This is a genomic window from Dactylosporangium sp. NPDC006015, from assembly GCF_040614215.1.
Taxonomy (GTDB): domain Bacteria; phylum Actinomycetota; class Actinomycetes; order Mycobacteriales; family Micromonosporaceae; genus Dactylosporangium; species Dactylosporangium maewongense.
In genome coordinates this window covers 19,649-37,485 of record NZ_JBEXUD010000075.1, presented here as the reverse complement: position 1 = coordinate 37,485, position 17,837 = coordinate 19,649, and the positions used below count along the sequence as shown (strand labels likewise).

General features: G+C 72.0%; 14 protein-coding genes and 1 riboswitch. Of the genes, 7 read left to right on the top strand and 7 right to left on the bottom strand.

Features of this window, described 5'->3' with window-relative positions; all coding sequences use genetic code 11:
- Positions 1-27: 27 nt before the first annotated feature.
- The 4 genes from ABZ321_RS55540 to ABZ321_RS55525 all read right to left on the bottom strand — a co-directional run bounded on the left by ABZ321_RS55540 (position 28) and on the right by ABZ321_RS55525 (position 4,184).
- Complete coding sequence (locus ABZ321_RS55540) at positions 28-237, bottom strand: hypothetical protein (protein WP_354904747.1); 210 nt, start codon at positions 235-237, stop codon at positions 28-30.
- Positions 238-246: 9 nt separating this feature from the next.
- Positions 247-756, bottom strand: coding sequence for a hypothetical protein (locus tag ABZ321_RS55535; protein WP_344503433.1), 510 nt, complete (start codon positions 754-756; stop codon positions 247-249).
- A gap of 43 nt (positions 757-799) precedes the next feature.
- Positions 800-2,776 (bottom strand): peroxidase family protein, encoded by a 1,977-nt coding sequence (locus tag ABZ321_RS55530; RefSeq protein ID WP_354904743.1) that lies wholly within the window; start codon positions 2,774-2,776, stop codon positions 800-802.
- Positions 2,777-3,056: 280 nt separating this feature from the next.
- Positions 3,057-4,184 (bottom strand): damage-control phosphatase ARMT1 family protein, encoded by a 1,128-nt coding sequence (locus ABZ321_RS55525; RefSeq protein ID WP_354904740.1) that lies wholly within the window; start codon positions 4,182-4,184, stop codon positions 3,057-3,059.
- Between the two features lie 30 nt (positions 4,185-4,214).
- On the opposite strand from ABZ321_RS55525, the gene ABZ321_RS55520 reads away from it, so the two are divergent.
- From ABZ321_RS55520 to ABZ321_RS55510, 3 genes are all read left to right on the top strand, one after another.
- Positions 4,215-4,511 carry a YkvA family protein gene (locus ABZ321_RS55520; RefSeq protein WP_344503430.1) on the top strand — a complete coding sequence of 99 codons (297 nt, stop codon included), beginning with the start codon at positions 4,215-4,217 and terminating at the stop codon, positions 4,509-4,511.
- A gap of 121 nt (positions 4,512-4,632) precedes the next feature.
- Complete coding sequence (locus ABZ321_RS55515) at positions 4,633-5,688, top strand: hypothetical protein (RefSeq protein ID WP_344503429.1); 1,056 nt, start codon at positions 4,633-4,635, stop codon at positions 5,686-5,688.
- Positions 5,689-5,956: 268 nt separating this feature from the next.
- Complete coding sequence (locus ABZ321_RS55510; RefSeq protein ID WP_344503428.1) at positions 5,957-7,081, top strand: alanine--tRNA ligase-related protein; 1,125 nt, start codon at positions 5,957-5,959, stop codon at positions 7,079-7,081.
- 1 nt (position 7,082) lies between these two features.
- Here ABZ321_RS55510 and ABZ321_RS55505 read toward each other — a convergent pair whose 3' ends face one another.
- Positions 7,083-8,723: a substrate-binding domain-containing protein gene (locus ABZ321_RS55505; protein WP_354904736.1), complete on the bottom strand. Its 1,641-nt coding sequence runs from the start codon at positions 8,721-8,723 to the stop codon at positions 7,083-7,085.
- Between the two features lie 112 nt (positions 8,724-8,835).
- On the opposite strand from ABZ321_RS55505, the gene ABZ321_RS55500 reads away from it, so the two are divergent.
- Complete coding sequence (locus ABZ321_RS55500; RefSeq protein ID WP_344503426.1) at positions 8,836-9,267, top strand: hypothetical protein; 432 nt, start codon at positions 8,836-8,838, stop codon at positions 9,265-9,267.
- A gap of 330 nt (positions 9,268-9,597) precedes the next feature.
- Here ABZ321_RS55500 and metH read toward each other — a convergent pair whose 3' ends face one another.
- Positions 9,598-13,287 (bottom strand): methionine synthase, encoded by a 3,690-nt coding sequence (gene metH, locus ABZ321_RS55495; protein ID WP_354904733.1) that lies wholly within the window; start codon positions 13,285-13,287, stop codon positions 9,598-9,600.
- A 21-nt stretch (positions 13,288-13,308) separates the two neighbouring features.
- Positions 13,309-13,391: riboswitch (S-adenosyl-L-homocysteine riboswitch) on the bottom strand.
- A 124-nt stretch (positions 13,392-13,515) separates the two neighbouring features.
- On the opposite strand from metH, the gene ABZ321_RS55490 reads away from it, so the two are divergent.
- The 3 genes from ABZ321_RS55490 to ABZ321_RS55480 all read left to right on the top strand — a co-directional run bounded on the left by ABZ321_RS55490 (position 13,516) and on the right by ABZ321_RS55480 (position 17,061).
- Positions 13,516-14,955: a glycine hydroxymethyltransferase gene (locus tag ABZ321_RS55490; protein WP_344503423.1), complete on the top strand. Its 1,440-nt coding sequence runs from the start codon at positions 13,516-13,518 to the stop codon at positions 14,953-14,955.
- Between the two features lie 73 nt (positions 14,956-15,028).
- Complete coding sequence (locus ABZ321_RS55485) at positions 15,029-15,703, top strand: aspartate/glutamate racemase family protein (protein ID WP_344503422.1); 675 nt, start codon at positions 15,029-15,031, stop codon at positions 15,701-15,703.
- Positions 15,703-17,061 carry an MFS transporter gene (locus ABZ321_RS55480; RefSeq protein ID WP_354904729.1) on the top strand — a complete coding sequence of 453 codons (1,359 nt, stop codon included), beginning with the start codon at positions 15,703-15,705 and terminating at the stop codon, positions 17,059-17,061. The genes ABZ321_RS55485 and ABZ321_RS55480 overlap by 1 nt, the downstream gene beginning before the upstream one ends.
- 10 nt (positions 17,062-17,071) lie before the next feature.
- Here the strand turns inward: ABZ321_RS55480 and ABZ321_RS55475 are convergent, their stop codons facing one another.
- A complete protein-coding gene (locus ABZ321_RS55475; RefSeq protein WP_354904727.1) occupies positions 17,072-17,821 on the bottom strand; it encodes an SCO2525 family SAM-dependent methyltransferase in 750 nt (249 codons plus the stop codon).
- Between the last annotated feature and the right edge of the window lie 16 nt (positions 17,822-17,837).

Sequence of the window (17,837 nt, the reverse complement as noted above, 5' to 3'; positions counted from 1 at the left end):
CAACACTCATGCGAAGTCGGTCGTCGGTTACGTCACGGAGCGTTTCTCGGTCACCGTGGACGGCAAGATCTGCACGCCGACAAAGGTCGTCGCGGCCACGGGCGGGCGGGGGGTGGGCGGGGCCGACGAGGCCGCCGTCTCCTCCTCTTCCTCTTCCTTGCCGCCGCGCAGCAGGATCCAGCCGCCGACCGCCAGGGCCAGCACGACCAGGCCGATCGTGATCGTCGTCGAGTTCATGTGGACCCCCTAGAGGCCGAGGATGCGATCGAGGAACTCGCGGTAGTCGCGCAGCGAGGCGCGCAGGTTCTCGGTGTCGAGGCCGCGGGCGGCCCGCTGCTGGTGCAGCTGGCTGCGCCGGGCGTCCAGGGAGGTGGTCAGGGAGCTGACCGCCTCCTGGACGAGCCGTTCGGCCTCCGAGGCGACCAGGTGCGGGTCGTCGAGGAACTTGGCCTGCAGCTCCTGCCACTTGCCGCGGATACGGTGCCGGTCGCTGTCGTTCCAGAGGGTCGCCAGGGCCCCGGCGGGTGTCCCGCCGGTGTTCGCGCGGAACGGCACGCCGTTGGTCTGCCCGCCGGCCGAGGCGGCGGAACCGCTGGTCTGTCCGGCGGCACCGCTGATCTGCCCGGCCGCACCGCTGGTCGGCCCGGACGGGGAGGAGGTCTGCCCGGTCGAGGTGGAGGGTGGCGCGGGCGCCGGCGGCTCGTCGTCAGGCTGAGGCGCCAGCTCCGGCACCGACTCGTCGGCTTCAGGTTGCATTGCGAGGTCCTACCCAGGCCCACGGAACAAAACCAGGAAAGCGTCAGACCAGGAACACATCCGGCGCCAGGTCTGATCGCGCGATGTCGGTGTTCAGGGCGATGATGTCACCCAGGGAGCGGCGGAAGTCCACCCCGTACACCCGCCTGATCATCTCCAGTCCGGGATCGGTGCGGTAGAAGAAGCGGTCGCCGTCGCGCAGCGCCTGGAACTGGCGGCTCCAGATCGCCAGCTGCAGCTCGCCGAACTCGGTGCCGCGCACGTGCGGCTCGGCCACCATGCCGACGAACGCGTCGACGCGGTCGACGGAGCCGTACACCGCCTTGAGCCGGGCGGCGAGGGCGGTGCGTCGCACGCCGCGGGTGACGGAGGTCGACGCCTCCTCCGACGCGGGGTCGACCCGCTTGCCGGCGGCGTCGAACAGGGCGACGAAGTCCAGCGCCGAGGGGTCGTCGACCTCCTTGCCGGCGGTCAGCCGCGGGTCGCGCGGCCACTCCTCGGTCGCCTCGCCGGTGATCGCCCGGAACGTGCGGCGGGCCGGCAGCCCGTACGCGCGGCGCAGCTGGTTGTATCCGGGGATGCCGTGGTCGCGGCCGCGCTGCACGTCGATCGCGCCGAGGTCGACGACGCCGCGGAAGCACTGCGGGAGGGCCGGGCCGTCCAGGCACTGCGGGTTGCCGGCGACCGGGACCTGGAACAGGACGCTGCGCAGCTGGTTGTCGATCTGCTCGTCGTTGCGGTACTCGGCCTCGGCGCCGATGCCCCGCAGCAGCGGCCCGAGCTGCAGCGCCGGGACGAGGTCGGGGTTGAAGTAGGCGACGTTGAGCGGGACGGCCAGCTCGACGTCGGCGCCGTCGGCCTCGACCTGTACGCCGCCGCGGCGCAGCTGGTCCAGCACGGCGGTGCTGTAGCGGTCCGCAGCCGACGAGACCTCCAGCTCGCCGTGGATCATGCTGTGGGCGCGGTACCCGACGGTGGCGAACTCGTTGGACAGCGACGCGTCCACGTCGGGCCGGTAGCCGCGGTACCTCGGCAGGGTGACGCCGAGCGCGGGCAGGAACTGCTCGTAGGTGATGAACTGCTGCTCCGCGATGACGACCCGGCGGGCGATCTGGAAGCGCTGCTCGGCGCTGAGCGTCGCGGGCAGCAGGTCGACGACCCGGTTGTGCTCGCGGGCGAAGAGCGTCTGGACGGCGGTGAGCCCGATGTTCTCGTTGGCCCGCTGGTCGCCGGCGACGACCGCCCGGCCGGGGCGGCCCAGCAGCATCCCGTCGACCGCCATCGCCGGCGCGGTGCCGGGGTCGCCGCGGCTGTCGCGGCGCGGCAGGTAGCCGTCCTGCAGCAGCAGGTGCGGGCCGTTGTTCGTCAGGTCGCCGTCGACCGGGCCCTCCCGCAGCCATTCGAGGCGTTCGCGGGTGCCGCCGTACACCGCCCAGGCGTCGACGTAGGAGCTGACCAGGTTCGTCTGCTGCCGCGGCCCGCCGCCGGGGGCGGGCCGCGGAGCGGGCCTGGAACGGATGAACGGGATGCCACCGAGCGTGTTGGTGAACGACTCGAGCGGGTCGGCGGCGCTGAACGCGATGTCGGCCTTCTCCGCGGTGCCCTCCTCCCGCAGGCCGATGGTGTGGTCGACGAACTGGCCCCAGACGAAGCCCCACTGGCTCACCCGGCGGTCGGAGAAGATGTTCTGGTTCGTGTCGTTGAAGACGCGATTGCTGACCCAGCGCACGTCAGGGCCCTGCACCATCGCGGACCGGCCGTCGGCGTAGCGCGCCGGCGCGACCCTGCTGTACGGCTGCCCGGCGCTGCCCCACCGGGGGTGTGCACGGTTGTTGCCGGATCCGTCGAGACTCTGCACCTCCAGGTCGACGCCCCCACCACGCCCCGGCGGCCGGTGCCGGCCGGAGAACCCGGGTGCGACGTCGGCGGCGAGCGCGACGGCCGTGCCCCCGGCCGCCACCACCGCCAGCGCCACGACTTGCACGGAGAACGGGACGAGCTTGCCGATGCGATGACCCATGACTCCTCCACAGGTGCGACCGCCTCGCCGATGGCAATGCTTCGCCGCCCGTGCAGGAGCGTCAATGAAGGGGTCTTCAAGTCTGTCTTAAGGCTTGCAGCGACCGACATGTCGGAAATATCCGGGCCACAAGCGCCATCGACGCGTGACCGTAACCACCCTTGAGGGGCGTCGCAAGCCGACCGCAAGTGGCCGCCAAGTGGCGCCCGGCAGAGTGCTCAACATGACGACGAACCGCAGCATCTGGGCCGGCCCGACCTTCACGACCACCGCCACGGTGTCAACCCCGCACTTGGACCATGGCAAAACTGCCGCTGGTGCGCCATGACGCGGGTAGCTTCGCCGCGACGCCCGCGGCCAACCCGGCGACCACGTCCGACTTCACCGTTCGCAGGGCCGCGACCGGCCCGGGAAAGTATGCGGTAAGACCCGAGAACGACGTCTCCGGCGCCCAGTCGCGATCGCCCACCAGGCGCCGGTAGTTCAGATCCCCCTTGAGGATGGTCAGCGTCGCCGCCCCGAAGCGGGCGGCGAGGCCGGCGGGCATCTCCGGAAACTCCAGCGGCGCACAGTAGAACGGGTCGGTGACGAGCTCCAGGCTCCCGGCCCGCAGCGCCTCCCACAGCCGCCCCCCGATCTCGCTGCCGTCGCCGAAGCGCCGCAGCTCCGCCAGGACGTCCGCGGTGAGCGCGTCGGAGACGAAGTACGGCGCGGGCTTGACGTGCAGCTCGACGCGGGCGGCCCGGCCGGTGCGCAGCAGGAAGTCGATGAGCACCAGGTCCGGCAGCAGCTCCCGGCCCGCGTTGTCGGCGATCACACAGACGGTGCCGCCGCCACTTGCAAGCCACTTCCAGAGCCGCTCGGTGTCGTCCGCCACGAGCTCGGCCTGCATGTCGGCGAGTCCGTGCGCGAGCTGGAACCCCAGATCGGCCCGGTTGCCCCACAGCGCCGCCGCCACCAGCGCCGCGGCCTGGTCGTCCTCTGGCAGGGCTTGCAAGGCGTCGAGCGCCGCGAGCTCCGCCAGACCCGGCAGGTCGGCGGCCTTCTGCGGCCCGAACGGGTCGATCCCCTGCCACGGCCCGGGCTCGTGGTAGCCGGTCGCGTGCAGCAGCCGCCGGTAGAAGTAGTTCTCCGCCCACAGGAACGGCACCTCGAACATCGACCGCCCGAAGTACGGCTCGCCCCACCGGTCCCAGTCCTTGCAGTCGTGGGCGTCGCGCGGCAGCGGGGTCACCGTGGGGTCCTGCAAGAGCCTTGCAAGTGCGTCCCGGACCGGCGCGGCGAAGGGGAAGTCCGCGAGGACCCTGGCCACGATGGCCGGGTGGCGGTCCCGCAGGACGGCGGCGGCGAACGACGCGGGGTCGGCCCCGGTGATCTGAGGCGGCGTGACGGGCGGCGTGTCGGGCATGGTGCGAGTATCACCCGTAGACTCACGCCCATGGACGACATCGTGTTCTACGGCCTCATCGTGATCGGCGGGCTGCTGCTGGTCGCCATGCTGGTCACCGCGATCGTCCTCGCCACCCGCGTCTGGAAGACCGGGAAATACCTGCAGGCGATGGGCGCGGGCGGCAAGTTCGCGTTCTGGGGCGCGATCATCTACACCATCTCCCCGGTCGACCTGCTGCCCGACCCGATCTACCTCGACGACGTCGGCGTGCTGGGCGCGGCCCTGATCTACCTGACCCGCCTGGCGGCGAAGCACCGGGAGCGCCCGCAGCAGAAGGTCCGCTGACACCGGCAATCACCCCATACGACTCTTTGTGCGGCGTCGCGCCGCGAGTCCTCGATCCGACCGTTATTAATCCACGCTGGTCGATACGCTGCCCTCCCCCTTCCCAGGATGGAGGCAACGTATGAGGTTCAGACGACTGACGGGCGCCGTCACCGTCATGCTCGCCGCCGCGCTCACCGGTGCCCTCGGCGCCGCCAGGCCGGCCGCCGCGCTGCTGCCCGACGCGTTCGGGTTCGCGCTGTGGTCGGGCGGCGTGGTGTCGCAGCAGTGGCCGGCCGCGACCACCGTCAGCCCCAGCGGGGTCGGCCGGTGGCTGGTCAAGTTCCCCGGCATCGCCACCGCCGGCGGCGTCGTGCACGTGACCGCCGTGCACGACGGGTTCGCCACTCCCCCTGGCCGCTGGTGCCAGGCCGAGGCGTGGGGCCCCTCCGGCCCGGACGAGCTCGTCATGGTCAGCTGCTACCGCCCCGGCGGGATTCTCGACTCGCAGCCCGGCTTCTCCGTGCAGTTCGCCCGCAGCTCCGGCGTCTTCGCCGCCTCCCGCTTCGGCTATGTGGACGCGAACAGCGCCGGCGGGATCATCACCCAGTACAACTCGACCGGTGCCGCCAACACCGTCACCAACGCCGGCCCCGGCCTCTACTCGGTCGCGCTGACCGGCCTCGGCACAGCCGGCCCGCAGGCCGGCAACGTCCAGGCCACCGCCGTCAACCCGGCCGCCGGCGCCAGGTGCAAGGTCGCCAGCTGGCAGTCCTCCGCCAACGGCCAGTTCTTCCGCGTCTACTGCTTCAGCTCCGCCGGCGTGCCGACCAACACCCGCTTCACGCTCACATGGACCTACCAGCGCGCCCTGTACGGCGGCGCCTCCCCGCCCTACCGGTTCGGCTACCTCTGGAACACCCCGCCGCTGGGCCCTCCCCTGACGAACTTCAACTCCGCCGGCGGCGGTGGCACCCTGGCCGGCGGTCCCCCGATCTGGACCGTCACGTTCGCCTCGATCGCCGCCCCGCCCGGCAACGTCCAGGTCACCGCGTTCGGCACCACGCCGGACTTCTGCGGCCTGCACTCGCCGTGGACCCCCGGCGCCGGCGCGCTCGGCATCCGCGTCAGCTGCTTCAACAACGCCGGCGCCGCCGTCAACAGCGGCTTCACCGTCGAGTACTCGTCCCGCTTCTGAGGAGCGACCTGAGGAACGACCTGAGGAACGACTCCGAGGAGCGATCCGAGGAGCCATCTGAGGAGCGATCTGAGGGACGGCCGCTGAGGTACACTCTCCGCATGCGTATCAGGCGTTTCGTTGCCGCGGCCGCGCGAGCTCACCGCTCGCCGGACGCTGCTGCCTGATCTTTCCTCCAGTTCAGCCGGCGACCGGAAACGGTTCGCCGGCTGTTTCTGTATGCGCTGCCGGGTCCCGTCCTCCGGTCCATTCCCCGAAGGGCCCACCCATGGACACCCGCCAGATCGTCAGCACGTTCCTCGACTTCTACCGCGAGCGCGGCCACGAGCTCCTCGGCGACGCGACGCTCATCCCGCCGCAGGACGACCCGGTCCTGTTCACGAGCGCGGGCATGCACCCGCTCACGCCGTACATCGAGGGGAAACCGCATCCGCTCGGCCGCCGCCTCACCGGGGTGCAGCGATGCCTGCGCACCACGGACCTCGACGAGGTCGGCGACGACACGCATCTCACGGTGTTCCAGATGCTGGGGTCCTGGTCGCTGGGCGACTACGGCGGCGACCAGAGCCTGCGCTGGGGTTTCGAGCTGCTCCGCGACGGGTTCCAGCTGCCGGTCGAGCGGCTGCACGTCACGGTGTACGAAGAAGACCCGCGCTCGCTGGACACGTGGCGCCAGCTGGGCGTACCGGCGGAACAACTCGGCGACGAGAACTGGTGGTCCAACGGTCCGACCGGCCCGTGCGGCCCCGACTCCGAGATCTTCGTGTGGACCGGCGACGGCCCGCCCACCGGTACACCATCCACCGACGACAACTGGGTCGAGGTGTGGAACCACGTCATGATGCGCCACCGCCGCCACCCCGACGGCAGCCTGAGCCCGCTCGAGCAACCCGGCGTCGACACCGGCATGGGCCTGGAGCGCATGTCCATGGTCCTGCAGGGGAAGCGGTCGGTCTTCGACATCGACGTCTTCGAGCCCTGGCGGCGGTGGACGTCGTCCAGGCTGCTGTGCGACCACCTCCGCTCCTGCGTCGTGGTCGTCGGCGACGGCGTCCACCCGTCCAACACCGGCCGCGGCTACGTCCTGCGCCGCCTCGTCCGCCGCACCCTCACCGAGCTCTGGCGCGACGACCCTTCCCGCACCCTCGGCGACCTGCCCGTCGAGCCCCTCGGCGACACGGTGGAGCGGTTCTCCCTGCGGGTCGACCCCCTCTATGTTCGCGACGTCCTGGTGTACGAGGAACGCCGCTTCCAGGCGCTCCTGCGTCGCGGCCGCCCCCTCGTCCAGCGGCTCCTGCTCCGCGGCCCCCTCACCGACGACGACTTCCACTACCTGCACGACACCCACGGCATCCCCCGCGACCTCGTCGAGGAGGTCCTCACGGCGGCGTAGTTCAGGCGAGCGTCAGGGTCAGCGTCGCGGCGTAGGTCCCCGGCAGCGTGCTGTCGGGGACGGCGAGGATCAGGGTGGCGAAGCAGTGGAACGTGCCCGCGCTGCCGCCCGCCGGCGCCGCGCACAGGGTGGCCCCGCCGGCCAGCCCGCCGGAGCCGGGCACCACCCGTACGCCTGCCGCGGCGTGACCGGAGCCGCCTCCGTCTTCCGCGGCGGGGTCCCACCCCAGCTGTGCGCCGGGGATGGTCGCGTCCGGCCGGGCGCTGTGCACGAAATCCTCGACCTGCGCGGTCACGTTCCAGCCCGGGTTGGTGCCGCGCAGGTCCGTGACCGTGACGGCCGGCAGCCCGCCGATCGCCTCGCCGCCGACGCTGCCGCCGGTGAGCACCGCGACATCGTCCTCGACCGCGAGGGAGAACACGCCGGTCGCGACGTCGGCGTCGACCGTCTGCGCGTGCGGCGCGGCCGGGCTCGCGGTCACGCACTGCGTGCCGCTGGCCTGGTTGTCGCACTCCGGCGGCTGCGGGGCCGTCGCCGGCAACGTGTCGGTGCCGTCGGCGGCGAACGTCGGGTTCGCGCAGCCCGCGAGCGGGTCGGCGCGGGTGATCGCCCCGGGGATCCGCTGCAGCTGCTCAAGCCCCGGCCGCACCAGGTTCACCGGCAGCGGCGCGAAGCCGAGGAACTCGACGTCGCGCTGACCGCGGCACAGCGCGTACCGACCGAACTCGCTCAACGTGAGGCCGCGCTCCACGGTGAAGCCGGCCTCGGTCGTCGTCGGCACGATCAGCGACGCGTAGGACGACACCGGGTACGCCCGCCGGTCCTGCCCGGCCCCGGACAGCGCCACCCCGACAGCACTCGCGGTCGGCGCGATGTAGTACCCGGCCTGGTTGCGCACCTTCGCGACGGGCAGCCTGTTCGCCCGCGCGTACAAGTGCTCCACATAACCGATCATGCCGTCGCCGCCCGGCTGCACCACCGTCCCGGCGACGCCGGTCGACCCGACCCGGGCCACCTGCCCGCCGACCGGGAACGTCAACGTGGCCCCGCAGGGCGACGGCCGCCCGTGCGCCTGGCAGTAGGCGTCCCACCGGTCCGGGTGCCGCTCGCTCATCCACCCCGTGAACGCGGCCGTGGTGCCCGCCCTGTCCTCGCGCACCACGGGCCTGATCGCCCGCGCCGGCAGCCTGATCGCGGGGTTCTCGGCCGTGACCCGCGGGTCGTCCCACCGCGTGATGTCACCGGTGAAGATCCCGGTGATCGTCCCGCTGGACAGCCGCAGGTCCGTGACCCGCCGGCCGTCGACGGTCAGGTTGTACACGAACGCGAGCCCGCCGCCCGCCACCGGCACGTACGCGAACGGCCGCGCCGGCGCCTGGTCCACCCCGTCGAACCCGTACGGCGTCTCCGACACCGCGAAGTCGACGGCCCCGGCGGCGAACTGCTGCCGCCCGGTGGTGCTGCCCACGTCGGCGTAACCGGCGCGCGGCGCCGCCTGCAGGATCCACGTCCTGACCGCCGGCTGGGCCCAGTTCGACCCGGCCCCGAAGACCGGCACACCCACCACCTCGGCCCGCGCGGCCCCCGGCCAGGCAACCGCACCGGCCACGACGGCGAGCATGACCAGACCCCGGATCTTCATGCCCGGACGCTGCACCCGCCCGTCGAGGAACCGGTCACCCCCACACGTCCGCCGGACATGCAGCACCCGAACTCCCGGTGACCCACCGCCCGCTTGGCGGAAGGTGGGAACGGTGGACGGCGAATATCGTGTCGGCATGGGGATGGCTCAGCAGTTCGCATGGAAATCGGCCGTGATGCGAATGACATGGGTTGTCGTTGCCGCCGCCTCCGTGTCGCTGCTCCTCGATGCGGTGTGGCCTCCGGCCGCGAACGCAGCCGCCGCGGGGGCGTGGGTCGGTGCGTTCTGGACCGTCAGTGAGACCCCCGGCCCGGTGATGCGGTTCCGGGTCAGGCTGGTCCGGTTGGCTGGGCTGGTCGCCGCCGCCGGCGTTGTCTGGGGCGTCGTTGATCTGGCCTGGCCCCTGGAGTCGCAGCCAACCTGGCTCCTCCACCTCGGCTCTGTTTGCGTTGCGTGGATCAGTTGTCTGGCCGTGATCGGGGTCATCGAACTGCGCGTCAGACGACAGCGGGCGAACACGATCGCGAGCAGCGGTCTGCTGTAGCTGTTCAGCGCTTCGCCCCGGCTCCCCGTTGAGCAGGGGGCGTCTGTCGCGTGGCCGATGGGGGATGATGGCGCGATGGCCAGACATGCGCGACGACCTCCGAGCCTTGGCTCGGCGTTGTGGACGGCGCTCGTCTGGTTCGTGCTCGGCACCCTGGGGGTCATGCTGATCGCGTGGCTGTCCGGGCTCACGTAATCCGCCTGGACCGGCGAGCGGTGCGGTCGTGCTCGGCCGGCGAATTGCTGGCTACACGGCCTTCACGGTCCAGCCGGCAGGCCGGCTCAGGTGGTGGCAGGGCCGCCGGGGAAAGGCGGCCCTGCACCGGGTGGGTCAGGAGGGGTCGTAGGCGAGGTTGGGGCGGAGCCAGCGCTCGACTTCCTCGACGGGGAGGCCGCGGCGGGTGGCGTAGTCCTCGATCTGGTCGCGGTTGACCCGGCCCACGGTGAAGTAGCGGGAGTCGGGGTGGGCGAAGATCAGGCCGCTGACCGCGGCGGCCGGGGTCATGGCGAAGGACTCGGTGAGGGCCAGGCCCAGCTTGCCGGCCTCGAGGAGGTCGAACAGGGCCTGCTTGAGGGAGTGGTCGGGGCTGGCCGGGTAGCCAAGAGCGGGGCGGATGCCGCGGAAGCGCTCGGCGTGCAGGTCCTCCAGGGCGGGCTGGGCGTCGGGCTCGAACCAGGCGCGGCGGGCCTCCAGGTGGATCCACTCGGCGAAGGCCTCGGCGAGGCGGTCGGCCAGGGCCTTCACCAGGATGGCGCGGTAGTCGTCGTTGTCGGCCTCGTACCGGGCGGCGAGCTCCTCGGCGCCGTGGATGGCGACGGCGAAGCCGCCCAGGTGGTCGGGGAACGCTTCGCCGGAGGAACCGGAGGAAGCAGGGGCGATGTAGTCGGCGAGGCAGCGGTTCTCGCGGCCGTCGGGCTTCTCCGTCTGCTGGCGCAGCATCGGGAACTTCACGCCGTTGTCCAGGACGATGTCGTCGCCCACGGAAGCGGCGGGCCAGAAGCCGTAGGCGCCGCGCGCGGAGAGGGTGCCGTTGGCGATGATCTCGTCGAGCAGGGTGTTGCCCTCGGCGAAGAGCTCGGCGGCGACGGGCTGGTCGAGGATCGCGGGGTACTTGCCCTTCAGCTCCCACGCGAGGAAGAAGAACTGCCAGTCGATCATCTCGCGGAGGACCTGCAGGGGCGGCTCGACGACCCGTACACCCGTGAAGTCCGGCGTGGGGATGGCGTCGAACGACACGTCCGAGGCGTTGGCCCGGGCCTGCGCGAGGGTGAGCAGCGCGGTGTGGCGGCGCTCGGCGTGCTGGCGGCGCAGGCGCTCCTGCTCCTCGCGGTTGTCGGCGGTGAGCTGCTCGACCCGGTCCGCGTCCAGCAGGCCGGCGACGACCCCGACCACCCGCGAGGCGTCCTGCACGTGGACGGTGTTGCCGTCGTACGCCGGAGCGACCCGCACCGCCGTGTGCTGGCGCGACGTGGTGGCGCCGCCGATGAGCAGGGGCAGCTTCAGGCCGCGGCGCTGCATCTCGGCGGCAACGGCGACCATCTCGTCCAGCGACGGCGTGATGAGGCCGGACAGGCCGATCGCGTCGGCGCCCTCGGCGACCGCGGTGTCCAGGATCTTCGCCGCCGGGACCATGACGCCGAGGTCGATGACCTCGTAGTTGTTGCAGCCGAGGACGACGCCGACGATGTTCTTGCCGATGTCGTGGACGTCGCCCTTGACGGTCGCCATGACGACCTTGCCCTGGCCGCTGCGGCTCTGAGGACGGGCAGCGGCACTCTCGGCGGCACTCTCGGTGGCGCCCGCGGCGAGCGCCGCGGCGCGGGCGGCCGCCTTCTCGGCCTCCATGAACGGCTCGAGGTAGGCGACGGAGCGCTTCATCACGCGGGCGCTCTTCACCACCTGCGGCAGGAACATCTTGCCGCTGCCGAAGAGGTCGCCGACGACCTTCATGCCGTCCATCAGCGGGCCCTCGATGACCTCCAGGGGACGGTTGGCGGCGAGGCGCGCCTCCTCGGTGTCCTCCTCGATGAAGTCGACGATGCCGTGCACGAGCGCGTGCGACAGCCGCTCGTTGACCGGGGCCTCGCGCCACGACAGGTCGACGACCCGGGAGGTGCCGGGGCCGCTGACCGTGCCGGCGAACGTGACGAGCCGGTCGGTGGCGTCCTCGCGCCGGTCGAACAGGACGTCCTCGACGAGCTCGAGCAGGTCGGCGGGGATGTCGGCGTAGACGGCGAGCTGGCCGGCGTTGACGATGCCCATGTCGAGGCCGGCCCGGACGGCGTGCAGCAGGAACGCGGAGTGCATCGCCTCGCGCACGACGTCGTTGCCGCGGAAGGAGAACGACAGGTTCGAGATGCCGCCGCTGGTACGGACGCCGGGGCAGCGCTGCTTGATCAGCGGCAGGGCGTCGATGAAGGCCTTCGCGTAGCCGTTGTGCTCGGCGATGCCGGTGGCGACGGCGAGCACGTTCGGGTCGAAGATGATGTCCTCGGGCGCGAAGCCGGCCTTGTTCACCAGCAGGTCGTACGCCCGGCCGCAGATCTCGACCTTGCGCTCGGTGGTGTCGGCCTGGCCGAGCTCGTCGAACGCCATGACGACCACGCCGGCGCCGTAGGAGCGGATGATCCGCGCCTGCTCCAGGAACGGCTCCTCGCCCTCCTTGAGGCTGATCGAGTTGACGACGCCCTTGCCCTGCACGCACTTCAGGCCGGCCTCGAGCACGCTCCAGCGCGAGCTGTCGATCATGATCGGGATGCGGGCGACCTCGGGCTCGGTGGCGATGAGGTTCAGGAACGTGGTCATCGCCTGCTCGCTGTCGAGCAGGTCGGCGTCCATGTTGACGTCGAGGAGGTTGGCGCCGCCGCGGACCTGCTCAAGGGCGACGTCGACCGCGCCCTGGTGGTCGTCGGACTCGATGAGCCGGCGGAAGCGCTTCGAGCCGGTGACGTTGGTCCGCTCGCCGATCATGACGAAGCCGGTGTCGGGACCGATCTCGAACGGCTCCAGGCCGCTGAACCGGGTCGCCGGGGCGAGCTTCGGAACGTGCCGCGGCGCCATCCCCCGGACCGCCTCGGCGATCTTGCCGATGTGGGCGGGTGACGTACCGCAGCAGCCGCCGACGACGTTGACCAGCTTGTCGGACACGAAGCCGGCGAGCAGGCTCCCGGTCTCGGCGGGGGTCTGGTCATAACCGCCGAACGCGTTGGGCAGGCCCGCGTTGGGGTGCGCCGCGACATACGTGCCGGCGAAGCGGGCCAGGTCGGCGACGTGCGGGCGCATCTCCGTCGCGCCGAGCGAGCAGTTGACGCCGACGATGAGCGGGTCGGCGTGCTCGACGGAGCGCCAGAACGCCTCGACGGTCTGCCCGGACAGCGTCCGGCCGCTCAGGTCGACGATCGTGACCGAGATCCACAGCGGCAGGTGCGGCGCGACGTCGCGGGCCGCGGCGACGGCCGCCTTCACGTTGAGCGTGTCGAAGATGGTCTCGATGAGCAGCAGGTCCACGCCGCCCTCGGCGAGCGCGCTGATCTGCTCCGCGTACGTGGCGCGGACCGTGTCGAACGTCACTGCCCGGTAGGACGGGTCCTCGACCTTCGGCGACAGCGACAGCGTGACGTTCAGCGGGCCGACCGACCCGGCGACGAACCGCGGCCGGTCCGGCGTGGAGAACTCGTCCGCCGCCTGGCGCGCCAGCCGGGCGCCCTGCACGTTCATCTCGCGGACCAGCGACTCCAGGCCGTAGTCGGCCTGGGCGATGCTGGTGGCGGTGAAGGTGTTGGTGGTGGTGATGTCGGCGCCGGCGGCCAGGTATTGCCGGTGGACGTCGAGGATCACGTCGGGGCGGGTCAGGATCAGCAGGTCCGGGTCGCCCGTGACGTCCTTCGGGTGGTCCGGGGCGATCAGGTCCGCACGGTAGTCGGCGGGAGTGAGGCCGGCGGCCTGCAGCATGGTGCCCCATGCGCCGTCGAGCACGACCACCCGCTCGTCGAGGAGCTTGCGCAGATCTGCGATCGCCATGGGATCCACCTTCCGTGGGTCAGACGGAAGGCGCCCTTGCAGACAGTGATTCCAGGTCGAGCGTGGCGGATCGTCGATGATCCGTTGCAGCGCCTCTCGCCCCGATCCCAGATTCTAGCCTGTTACCGTGGTTCGCCGTCACGCAGTCGAGCTTGGATTGAGCTTGGACCTGGCCGCATCGACCGTCCCGATGTGGCTGACGATCCCGACCTGATCAGGAGTCCCGTCATGAGCGCGCAAAGTTCGGAATCGATCGCGGTCAACGCCGCCCTTGACGTGGTGCGGGCCGTCGAGCCGCGGATCGCGGATGCCATCGCCGGCGAGCTGACCGCCCAGCGCGAGTCGCTCAAGCTCATCGCCAGTGAGAACTACGCCTCACCCGCGACGCTCCTCGCGATGGGCAACTGGCTCAGCGACAAGTACGCCGAAGGCACTGTCGGCCGCCGCTTCTACGCCGGATGCCAGCAGGTCGACACCGTCGAGTCGATCGCCGCGGAGCACGCCCGGGAACTGTTCGGCGCGTCACACGCCTATGTCCAACCACATTCTGGGATCGACGCGAATCTCGTCGCCTTCTGGGCGGTCCTGGCGCAGAAGGTCGAGGCGCCGTTCCTGCGCGAGAAGTCCGTCCGCCAGGTCAACGACCTCACCGAGAGTGACTGGGCGCAGCTGCGGCACGACTTCGGCGACCAGCGGATGCTCGGCATGTCCCTGGACGCCGGCGGGCACCTGACCCACGGCTTCCGGCCCAACATCTCCGGCAAGATGTTCCACCAGCGCAGCTACGGCACCAACCCGGAGACGGGCCTGCTGGACTACGACGCGCTGCGGGAGACCGCCCGCGAGTTCCGGCCGATGATCATCGTCGGTGGCTATTCGGCGTACCCCCGGAAGGTGAACTTCGCGAAGCTCCGCGAGATCGCGGACGAGGTCGGCGCCACCCTCATGGTCGACATGGCGCACTTCGCCGGGCTCGTCGCCGGCAAGGTGTTCACCGGCGACTTCGACCCGGTGCCGCACGCCCACATCGTCACCACCACGACCCACAAGACGCTGCGCGGCCCGCGCGGCGGCATGGTCCTCTGCCAGGCGGAGCTCGCCGACCAGGTCGACCGCGGCTGCCCGATGGTGCTCGGCGGCCCGCTGCCGCACGTCATGGCCGCCAAGGCCGTCGCGCTCGCCGAGGCCCGCACCCAGTCGTTCCGCGACTACGCGCAGCGCGTCGTCGACAACGCCGCCGCGCTCGCCGAGGGCCTGCAGCGCCGCGGCGTCCGCCTCGTCACCGGCGGCACCGAGAACCACCTGGTGCTCATCGACGCCTCGCAGCTGAGCGGCGCGCCGACCGGCCTCACCGGCCGCCAGGCGGAGGCGGCGCTGCTGGACGCCGGCATCGTCACCAACCGCAACTCGATCCCGCAGGACCCCAACGGCGCCTGGTACACCTCCGGCGTGCGCATCGGCACCCCGGCGCTCACCACGCGCGGCCTCGGCGTCGCCGAGATGGACACGATCGCCGAGCTCATCGCCACCGTGCTGAGCAGCACCCGGCCGGCGGCGGACTCGAAGGCGAAGTACACCCTCGACGAGTCGGTCGCGGCCAAGGTGTCCGGCCAGGCGTCCGAGCTGCTCGCCGGGTTCCCGCTGTACCCCGGGATCACCCTGCGCTGAACCACCGCGGCGGCAGCCGTGCCCCCACCGGACATCGACCGACGGGTATGGTTGCCGCCACGGGGGTGGGGTGGTGCTGGGTGTCATCGGTGGCGTCGGTCCGGTCGCCACGATCGAGTTCTACCGGTTGCTCGTCGCCGAGGTGCAGGCCCGCACCGGGGCCTGGCCGGACCTGCTCATCCACAGCCAGCCGCTGCCGGCGCGGCTGGTCGGGGCGGTCCTTGACGGCACGCTCACCGCGGCGGAGACCGCGGAGATCGACGCGCTGCTCACCACGGCCCTCGACACGCTCGAGCGGGCCGGCTGCGACCTCGTCGCGATGCCCTGCAACACGTTCCACCGCCAGCTGCGCCCGCTGCTCGCCGGGCGGCACCTGAAGCTCGTCGACATGGTCAGCGAGACCATCGACGCGGCCGCCGCCCGCGGGCTGCGCCGGCTCGTGCTGCTCGCCACCGGCACCAGCGTCGACCACGAGGCCTACGCGGCGGCCCGGCTGCGCGGCATCGAGATCCTGCGCCCCGCCGACCAGTCGCACGTCGTGTCGCTCGTCACGCGGTGCGTCGGCGGGGCGTTCGACGCCGCGGCCGTGCACGAGGCGCTCGCCGCCGGCAACGTCGCGGGCGCCGACGGGGTGCTGCTCGGCTGCACCGACCTGACCGTCCTGCGCGACGACCTGTCCCGCGTCGCGCCGGTCGTGGACAGCCTCAGCTGCCTCGTCTCCGCCTGCGCCGACGCGCTGACCGCCTGATGCGGGCGCTCGCGGTCTGCCTCGGGTTCTTCCTGGTCATGCTCGACAGCACGATCGTGACCGTCGCGCTGCCCTCCATCGGCGGCGGCACCGCGACCCTGCAGTGGGTCGTCGACGCCTACACGGTCGTCTTCGCCGCGCTCGTCCTCGCCGGTGGGTCGTTCGCCGACCGGTTCGGGGCGCGCCGCTCCTACCACGGCGGCATGACGATCTTCGCGCTCGGCTCCGTCATGTGCGCCTGCACCACCGGCGGCGCCTGGCTGATCGCCGGCCGGGTGGTCCAGGGTGTCGGCGCGGCCGTGCTCATGCCCAGCTCGCTCGCGCTCATCCGGTCCACGTACCCCGAGCCGGCCCGGCAGGCCCGCGTCATCGGCCTGTGGGGCGGCCTCGCCGGCGTCGCGGCCGCGGCCGGTCCCCTGCTCGGCGGCGCGCTGCTCGCCGTCGCCGGCTGGCCCGCGCTGTTCCTGCTCAACGTGCCCTTCGCCGTGCTCGTGCTCTGCATCGGCCGTGGCCTGGTCGACCCGCCGCGCCACGCCGGTGCGCGGGTCGACGTCCGCGGCGTGGTCACGTCGACCTGCGGCCTCGCGCTGCTGGTCGCCGGCTGCATCGCCGCCCACCCGCCGCTGATCGCCGCCGGCGCGCTGGTCCTCGGCCTGTTCGTGCTGCTCCAGTACCGCGCGAGCAAGGCTCTCGCCGAGGCTCCCGCAACCAGGGGCCGCCGGCGCCCCGCCCCGATGCTGCGGCCCGACCTGCTGCGCCACCGCGCCCTGCGCGCCACCGTGGTCACGGGGTTCGCCCTGAACTTCGCCTTCTACGGCCAGTTCTTCCTGGTGACGCTGTACCTGCAGGAGCACCGCCACCTGTCGCCCCTGCTCACGGGCGTCGCCCTCGCGGTGCAGGCCGCCGGCGCCGTGGTCGGCTCCCCGTTCGGCGGCTGGTCCAGCCACCGCCACGGCCCCCGCGCGACGATGCTGGTCGGCCTCCTCACCGGCGCCGCCGGGTTCGCCGCCCTGGGCGCGTGCGCCGCCGGCCCGCTCCCGGCGGTGCTCGCCGCGCTCTTCGTCGTCGGCTTCGGCATCGACACCGCCATGACCGCCGCCACGTCCCTTACCCTGCAGGCCGCCCCCGACGGTCACGCGGGCGTCGCCAGCGGCCTGCTCAACACGATGCGGCAGGTGGGCAGCGCCCTGGGCGTCGCGGTCCTGGGCGCCGTCGGCGCCTTCCCCACCGCGATGCTCATCGCCACGGGCACCTACCTTGCCGCCGCGCTCCTGGTCGCCCTCCGCGCCGGCCCCACCCGCCCGGCCGCCGATCCGGCAGGCACACCCGTCACCGCCGGCGGCCGCGCCGGGCGATGACCGCCGGTGCCTAGTCGCGACGCCTGGAGGACCTGGTGCGGCCGGTCGCGACGATCATCCCGTCGGCGTGGGACATGTCCGACTCGACGGGGATGACGCGCAGGGAGGTGGTCAGCGGGGAGAGGCAGCCGTGGACGTCGGACTCGTCGACGGGGACGGCGGGGAAGCGGCGGCCGGCGACCTCGTAGCCGGAGGAGCGCCTCATGAACGCGGCGACGAACGGGGCGTCGGGGCGCAGCGCACCGACGAAGCGCTGGATCGCGAGCTCGAACTCGGCCGGGTCGGAGGAGATCGAGCAGGCGACGAAGAACATCGTGCCGAGGTCGAAGCGGTGGCGCGGCAGGGTGAAGACGCTGCCGGGCTGGATCTTCGCGGCGGCGAACTTCGCGCGCGGGTCGGTCCGCCGGTACGCCGGGGACTCCAGGAACACGTCCCAGAAGGCGTCCCAGCCGCGGTCGAGGCCGGCGCGCTGGTGCTCGGCGAGCCACGCGAGGTTGGCCGGGGAGTACTCCCGCAGGGTGAGCGACCGGCTGAACGGCATCATCGAGAGCGCCGGATACAGGTTGGTGCCGGTGCCGAGATCGAGCGCCCGGCCGCCGCTGACCCCGGCACGCGCGAAGAAGTCACGGGTGATGCCCATGATCTGCCGGTCGTCGTCGCGGACGAACTTGTAGTGCTGGTTGCGGTACTCCTCCGCGTCGAAGGACCGCCAGTCAGCCTGACCGTTGCGGGCACACTCGAGGACAGCAGCGCCGTTCATTGTTCGAAGACCTCCG